Below are 5,625 nucleotides of genomic sequence, written 5' to 3'. Positions count from 1 at the left end.
CGGCCATGCCAGTCGGGAGCCTCATCATGTCTGCAGTCCTCGAACAAGCCCTGGCCGACCAGCTGCCCAGCGTGTCGGCCACCCAGCTCGTGGCGGGTATCCAGAAAGTCGGCCGCACGGTCGCGGCCCATGGCGCGGTGCTGATCACCAAGCATGACCAGCCCGCCTTCGTGCTGATGTCGGTCGAGCGCTACCGCGAAATGCAGCGTGCCGCCGAGCCCGATCTGGGTGCATTAGGCGGCGAGTTCGACGCGATGCTGGCGCGCATGCAGGACCAGGGCGAAGCGCTGGCCGATGCCTTCGCGATGACGCCCGAGGCCATCGGCGCCGTGGCCGTGAAGGCCGCCAAGCCGCGCAAACCCGTTCGCAAGGCCGCCTGAATGAGACGGCCCCTCGCCCAGTTTGGCCTCGCTGGACGCGGGCCAACCTGGTCGGTCCCCCGCGGGGACGGCGATGCTTGCCGGATTGACCGGCAAGCACATCGCCTGACGGGCCGGCTTGGGAGCGGCCCGGCGCTCGGCCCGGTGCCTGTGTCCGGAACGGACTGCTGAATTGCCGGCACGCCTCTACGTGCTCGCTGGCGTCAATGGCGCTGGCAAGAGTTCCCTCGGCGGCGCGGCCATCCAGGCCAGCGGGGCCGAGTTCTTCAATCCCGACATCGCCGCCGCGCGCTTGCGTGAGCAGCAGCCCAGCCTGTCCGCCGAACAGGCCAATGGCCTGGCCTGGACGCTGGGCCGACGCGGCCTGGAGAAGGCGCTGGCCGAAAGCCTGACCTATGCCTTCGAGACGACGCTGGGCGGCACCAGCATGACCCAGTTGCTGCTGGACGGCGCACGGGGTGGTGCCCAGGTGCATGTCTGGTACGCCGGCCTTGCCACGCCTGAACTGCACCTGCGCCGCATCCAGGCACGCGTGGCCGCGGGTGGGCACGACATTCCCGAGGCCAAGGTGCGCGAGCGCTTTGACGCCAGCCGCGGCAATCTCGTCAAGCTGATGCCTCACCTGGCCAGCCTGCGCCTTTATGACAACAGCTTCGAGGCCGACCCGCGCGCCGGCCGCCGGCCCCAGCCCGTGCTGCTGTTGCAGATGCAGTCGGGCCGGGTCGTTGCCCATGCACCGCTGCGCAGCGTGCCCGCCTGGGCCAAACCCCTGCTCGCCGCGGCCCTGCGTTGAATATCATGCCGCCGCGGTTCAACGAGGAGGGGTGATGAAGGTTTTGCTGGTCGATGCTTTTCCGATGGTGCGCGCCGCGCTCACCGGCCTGATCGAGCAGCATTTCGCCGGGGCGCAGGTGCAGGGCGTGGACACTGTTGCCGCCGCGCGCGACGCGCTGGGCCAGGCCATCCCCCGGCTCGTGCTGCTGGACCTGCGCATCGATGGTGGCTTCGAGCTGCTGCAGCAGATCCACGGCGAGCACCTGCTGCTGCCGGTCGTCGTCATCTCCGGCAGCGACGACACCGAGGAGGCCCTGCAGGCTCTGGGTGCCGGCGCCATGGGCTATGTGCCCGAGCGCAGCGACCTGAATACCTTGGTCCAGGCACTGCACCTGGTGCTGGCCGGTGGCACCTATGTGCCGCCGCTCAAGCGTGCGGCTGAACCCGTTGCAGCCACACCGGCCTCGGCTGGCCCCGCGCCAGGCGACTGGGCGGAGCTGCCGCTGACGCCGCGCCAGAAGCATGTGCTGCATCTGCTCACGCAAGGCCTGTCCAACAAGCTGATCGCCCGCGAGCTGGGTGTCAGCGTGGACACCGTGAAGGACCATGTGGCCGCGGTGCTGAGGGCGCTGGGCGTGAACTCGCGCACCCAGGCGGTGGTGGTCGCGACGCAACGCGCGCGTTGACGATGGACGCCGCGGTCAGCGGTATATCACCAGCGCTCCGGTCCGATCAGCGATTCGTGGCGAGAAACCCCGGTCGATCAGGACACAGGCCGCAGCGTCGCGATAGGCCCGGGGGCGGTCTGCAGGCGAGCCGTCGAGCAAGCTCTGAAGCGTTCCCCAGCCGCCGAATCCTGTTGCAAGTTCAGCGTCGCTGTAGGGCGCCAATCGTTGCCGCATCACTTCAAGGTCGGCGTCGGCGTAGCTGATGACCAGCCTGGCCAGGGCCTCCGGCTTGGTGAATTCGAAACGCCGCTCTTTGTTGGTCAGTGCGAGCCTTAGCGTTTCGGCGTGTGCGCCGACCGGCAGGCCGTGCTCAAGTCCCAAGGCGCCGAGAAGAGAGTAGGCGTTGATGCAGCGCGTGTGAGCCTCCGACGACCGCTTGTCCACCACAGTGATCTGCACATAGGGTGGCGAACTGGAAATGACGATGGTGTCGGCGTTGCCAGCGACCACGCCGTAAGCCGCGTTGAAACTTTCCTGCGATTGACGCAGGGGCGACGCGGTGCTGCAGCCTGCCGCCAGCAGTGCAGCGGTCAAAAGCAATGGTTTCATGACGTCGTCCTCTCCCGTTTCGGCTTTTTGTGCGCCGATTGAAGCACGCCCCAGCGGCGCCGCCCCGTCAGCGCACGTCGCATGTGCTGCACCTGCTGACGGCACGCGACGTCAGCTCGCGCACTCAGCCGTCGTGGCGGCCACGCAGAAAACCCGCTGATCAGAGGCGCTTGCCCACCTCGGCCTTGAACCAGCCGGATTCCAGGTAGGCATACAGATTCTTGCCCGGGCAGACGGTCTGCCGGCTGTAGTCCTTGTGGCTGGCGATGGCGTCCAGGCCGAGGTGGTGTTGGCGGACCAGCCACGCGGTCAGCTCGACGGCGGCGTTGAGCTGGGCCGGCGTGGGCTGCTGCTCCTCGAAGTTGCCGACCAGCATGACGAGGGCGTGGCCGCGCGGGTCGTATTCGGTGTTGGTGTCGCCGGCCTGGGCCAGCGGCCGCGCCGCGTAGATGCGGCCGTCGGGCGCGATGACGTAGTGGTAGGGGATGTCCGCCCAGCGCTTGGTCAGGCGCGACCACTGCTGCAGCCGGCGCAAGTAGGCCTCGACGTCGGCGCCGTCCTTCCAGATCTCGCCCTGGTGGTGGATCGTGATGTGCGTGATCTGCTGCGGCGCTGCCGTGGATGTGGCTGCACTGCCGCCCCAGCTGTCGACGCTGACGATGTCGGGCGCCGGCGGTGCAGTGGCGCAACTGCCGAGCGCCAGCAGGACGGTGAGGGCGGCGACGAGCTTCAACGGACGGCGTCGATCGCGTTGAGCACCGCCTCGGCCGTGGCCGGCGCCTGCAGCGGCGGATCGCAATTCTCTGGGCCGCAGGCGGCGCAGGCGTCCTTGATGGCCAGCAGGGCCGCAAACCCCAGCAGCAGCGGCGGCTCGCCGACGGCCTTGCTGCGGTGGATGGTTTCGCTGGCATTGGCCACGCCGAACAGCTCCACACGCAGTTCCGGCGGGCAATCGTTGGCGGTCGGGATCTTGTAGGTGCTGGGCGCGTGCGTGGTCAGCAAACCCGTCGTGGGGTGCCAGACCAGCTCCTCCGTCGTCAGCCAGCCCATGCCCTGGATGAAGCCGCCCTCGATCTGACCGATGTCGATGGCCGGGTTCAGGCTCTGGCCCACGTCGTGCAAGATGTCGGCGCGCGTGATGCGGCTTTCGCCGGTCAGTGTGTCCACCAGCGCCTCACAGACGGCGCCGCCCCAGGCGTAGTAATAGAAAGGGTGGCCCTGCAGCTTGCTGCGGTCCCAGTGCAGGCCGGGCGTGGCGTAGAAGCCGTCGCTCCACAGCTGCACGCGCTTCAGGTAGGCCGCGGCGACGAGTTCGCCAAAGGGCAGGCTTTGGCCGCCGCCGCTGACCTGGCCGCCATCAAAGGCGACCAGCTCGGCGGCGCAGCCAAAGCGCTCGGCGGCGACGGCGGCCAGCCGCCCCTTGATCTTGCGCGCGGCATCCTGCGCGGCCTTGCCGTTCAGGTCGCTGCCGGTGGATGCGGCCGTGGCGGAGGTGTTGGCGACCTTGCTCGTGTCGGTGGCCGAGCAGCGCACGCTGGCCAACGGCAGGCCCAACTCATGCGCGACGACCTGGGCCACCTTGGTGTTCAGGCCCTGGCCCATTTCCGTGCCGCCGTGGTTCACCAGCACCGAGCCGTCGGTGTAGACATGCACCAGTGCGCCGGCCTGGTTCAGGTGGGCCACGTTGAAGGAGATGCCGAACTTGACCGGCGTGAAGGCCAGGCCCTTTTTCAGCACCGGGCTGGCGGCGTTGAAGGCGGCGATCTCGGCGCGGCGTTCGGCGTAGCGGCTGCTGGCAAGCAGCTGCGCCGTCAGCGGTTGGGCGTGCAGTTCCTCGACCTGCTGGCCATAGGGCGTCATGTCCTGGCCGGCGGTGTAGAAATTGCGCTGGCGCACCTCGGCCGGGTCCAATCCGAGCTGGCGGGCGACACCGTCCAGGATCATCTCGATGGCGATGGCCCCCTGCGGTCCGCCAAAGCCTCGGAAGGCCGTGTTGCTCTGCGTGTTGGTCTTGGCGCAGTAGCCATGCATCGCAACATGCGGCAGCCAGTAGGCGTTGTCGAAATGGCAGAGCGCGCGGGCCATCACGGGGGCGGAAAGGTCGGCGCTGTGCCYGGCGTTGGCGATCAGGTCGATGTCGACGGCAAGGATGCGGCCGTCGGCGTCGAAGCCGACATCCCATCGGTAGTCGAAGCCATGACGGCGTCCCGTGACGAGGAAATCGTCGTCGCGGTCCACGCGGAGCTTCACGGGTTTCTTCAGCTTCAGCGCAGCGATGGACGCGACGCAGGCGAAGAGAGCGGATTGGCTCTCCTTGCCGCCAAAGCCGCCACCCATGCGCCGGCATTGCACGACGACACGATGCGCATGCCAGCCCAGGCAATGCGCCACGAGCTGCTGCATCTCGCTCGGGTGTTGGGTCGAGCAGTGCACGAGCAAGGCGTCGCCGCCCTCCTGCGGCACGGCCAGGCTGATCTGGCCCTCCAGATAGAACTGCTCCTGGCCGCCATCGTCAAGCGCGCCGCCGCGGCGGAAGCCGCCGTCGTCGGCCAACCCTGGACCGAAGCTGCCGCCAAGGCCGCCGCGGCCGCGCTGGCACAGGACTTCAAACCCATGACCGACATGCGCGCCAGCGCCGATTACCGGCTCAAGGTCGCGCAGAACCTGTTCACCAAGCTGTGGCTGGAAACCGTCGGCGCTGTGCCGGTCGGCGTCTGGCCGTCCATGCAGGAGGTGCCGGCATGAACAAGCCTGAAGCCTTGATTGAGTTGCAGCCGGTCGTCGGCAAGTCGCTGCCGCACGAGTCGGCGCACCTGCACGTCAGCGGTGCGGCACCCTACATCGACGACCTGCCCGAGCCCGCCGGCACGCTGCATGCGGCGCTCGGCCTGTCGCCCATCGCGCATGGCAAGCTGCTGGGCGTCGACCTCGAACGCATCCGCCGCATGCCCGGCGTCGTCGCAGTGCTCAGCGCGGCCGACATTGCCGGCGAGAACAACTGCGGCCCATTGCTGCATGACGACCCCATCCTGGCGGCGGACGAGCTGCGCTATGTGGGCCAGCCGGTGTTCGCCGTCATCGCGACCCACCGAGAACTGGCGCGCCGCGCGGCCGGGCTGGCCAGGCAGGTCATCCAGGCCGAGCCGCTGCCGCCGCTGCTGACGGCACTGCAAGCGCATGCCGCCGGCCAGTAC

At 68.5% G+C, this 5,625-nt stretch carries 5 protein-coding genes and 3 pseudogenes; 5 read left to right on the top strand and 3 right to left on the bottom strand.

Going from position 1 to position 5,625, the window contains the following annotated elements:
- The 3 genes from AC1DU6_RS18630 to AC1DU6_RS18620 form a co-directional block, all read left to right on the top strand.
- On the top strand, positions 1-380 hold a 380-nt coding region (locus AC1DU6_RS18630), incomplete at its 5' end, for a type II toxin-antitoxin system prevent-host-death family antitoxin (protein ID WP_477858808.1).
- A gap of 172 nt (positions 381-552) precedes the next feature.
- A complete protein-coding gene (locus tag AC1DU6_RS18625) occupies positions 553-1,173 on the top strand; it encodes an ATPase (protein WP_457322438.1) in 621 nt (206 codons plus the stop codon).
- Between the two features lie 34 nt (positions 1,174-1,207).
- On the top strand, positions 1,208-1,840 hold the full coding sequence (locus AC1DU6_RS18620; protein ID WP_056198459.1) for a LuxR C-terminal-related transcriptional regulator: 633 nt from the start codon (positions 1,208-1,210) through the stop codon (positions 1,838-1,840).
- 15 nt (positions 1,841-1,855) lie between these two features.
- Here AC1DU6_RS18620 and AC1DU6_RS18615 read toward each other — a convergent pair whose 3' ends face one another.
- The 3 genes and pseudogenes from AC1DU6_RS18615 to xdhB all read right to left on the bottom strand — a co-directional run.
- On the bottom strand, positions 1,856-2,431 hold the full coding sequence (locus tag AC1DU6_RS18615) for a hypothetical protein (RefSeq protein ID WP_477858806.1): 576 nt from the start codon (positions 2,429-2,431) through the stop codon (positions 1,856-1,858).
- A gap of 160 nt (positions 2,432-2,591) precedes the next feature.
- Complete coding sequence (locus tag AC1DU6_RS18610; protein WP_056198452.1) at positions 2,592-3,164, bottom strand: peptidoglycan recognition protein family protein; 573 nt, start codon at positions 3,162-3,164, stop codon at positions 2,592-2,594.
- Positions 3,161-4,963 (bottom strand): annotated as a pseudogene (gene xdhB, locus AC1DU6_RS18605) (xanthine dehydrogenase molybdopterin binding subunit); the annotation flags it as partial. The gene AC1DU6_RS18610 and the pseudogene xdhB, both read right to left, overlap by 4 nt.
- Here xdhB and AC1DU6_RS18600 point away from each other — a divergent pair.
- Both AC1DU6_RS18600 and AC1DU6_RS18595 read left to right on the top strand, forming a co-directional pair.
- A pseudogene (locus AC1DU6_RS18600) lies at positions 4,931-5,176 on the top strand (xanthine dehydrogenase small subunit); the annotation flags it as partial. The pseudogenes xdhB and AC1DU6_RS18600 overlap by 33 nt on opposite strands.
- Positions 5,173-5,625, top strand: a pseudogene (locus tag AC1DU6_RS18595) (xanthine dehydrogenase molybdopterin binding subunit); the annotation flags it as partial. The pseudogenes AC1DU6_RS18600 and AC1DU6_RS18595, both read left to right, overlap by 4 nt.

This window comes from Roseateles sp. P5_B10, from assembly GCF_056400485.1.
The sequence above is the reverse complement of the archived record's forward strand: the minus strand, read 5'-3'. Positions and strand labels throughout refer to the sequence as shown.

Excerpts from the sequence above, each read along its gene's own strand:
- AC1DU6_RS18620 (WP_056198459.1), top strand. The coding sequence starts at position 1,208 with ATGAAGGTTTTGCTGGTCGATGCTTTTCCGATGGTGCGCGCCGCGCTC.
- AC1DU6_RS18615 (WP_477858806.1), bottom strand. The coding sequence starts at position 2,431 with ATGAAACCATTGCTTTTGACCGCTGCACTGCTGGCGGCAGGCTGCAGC.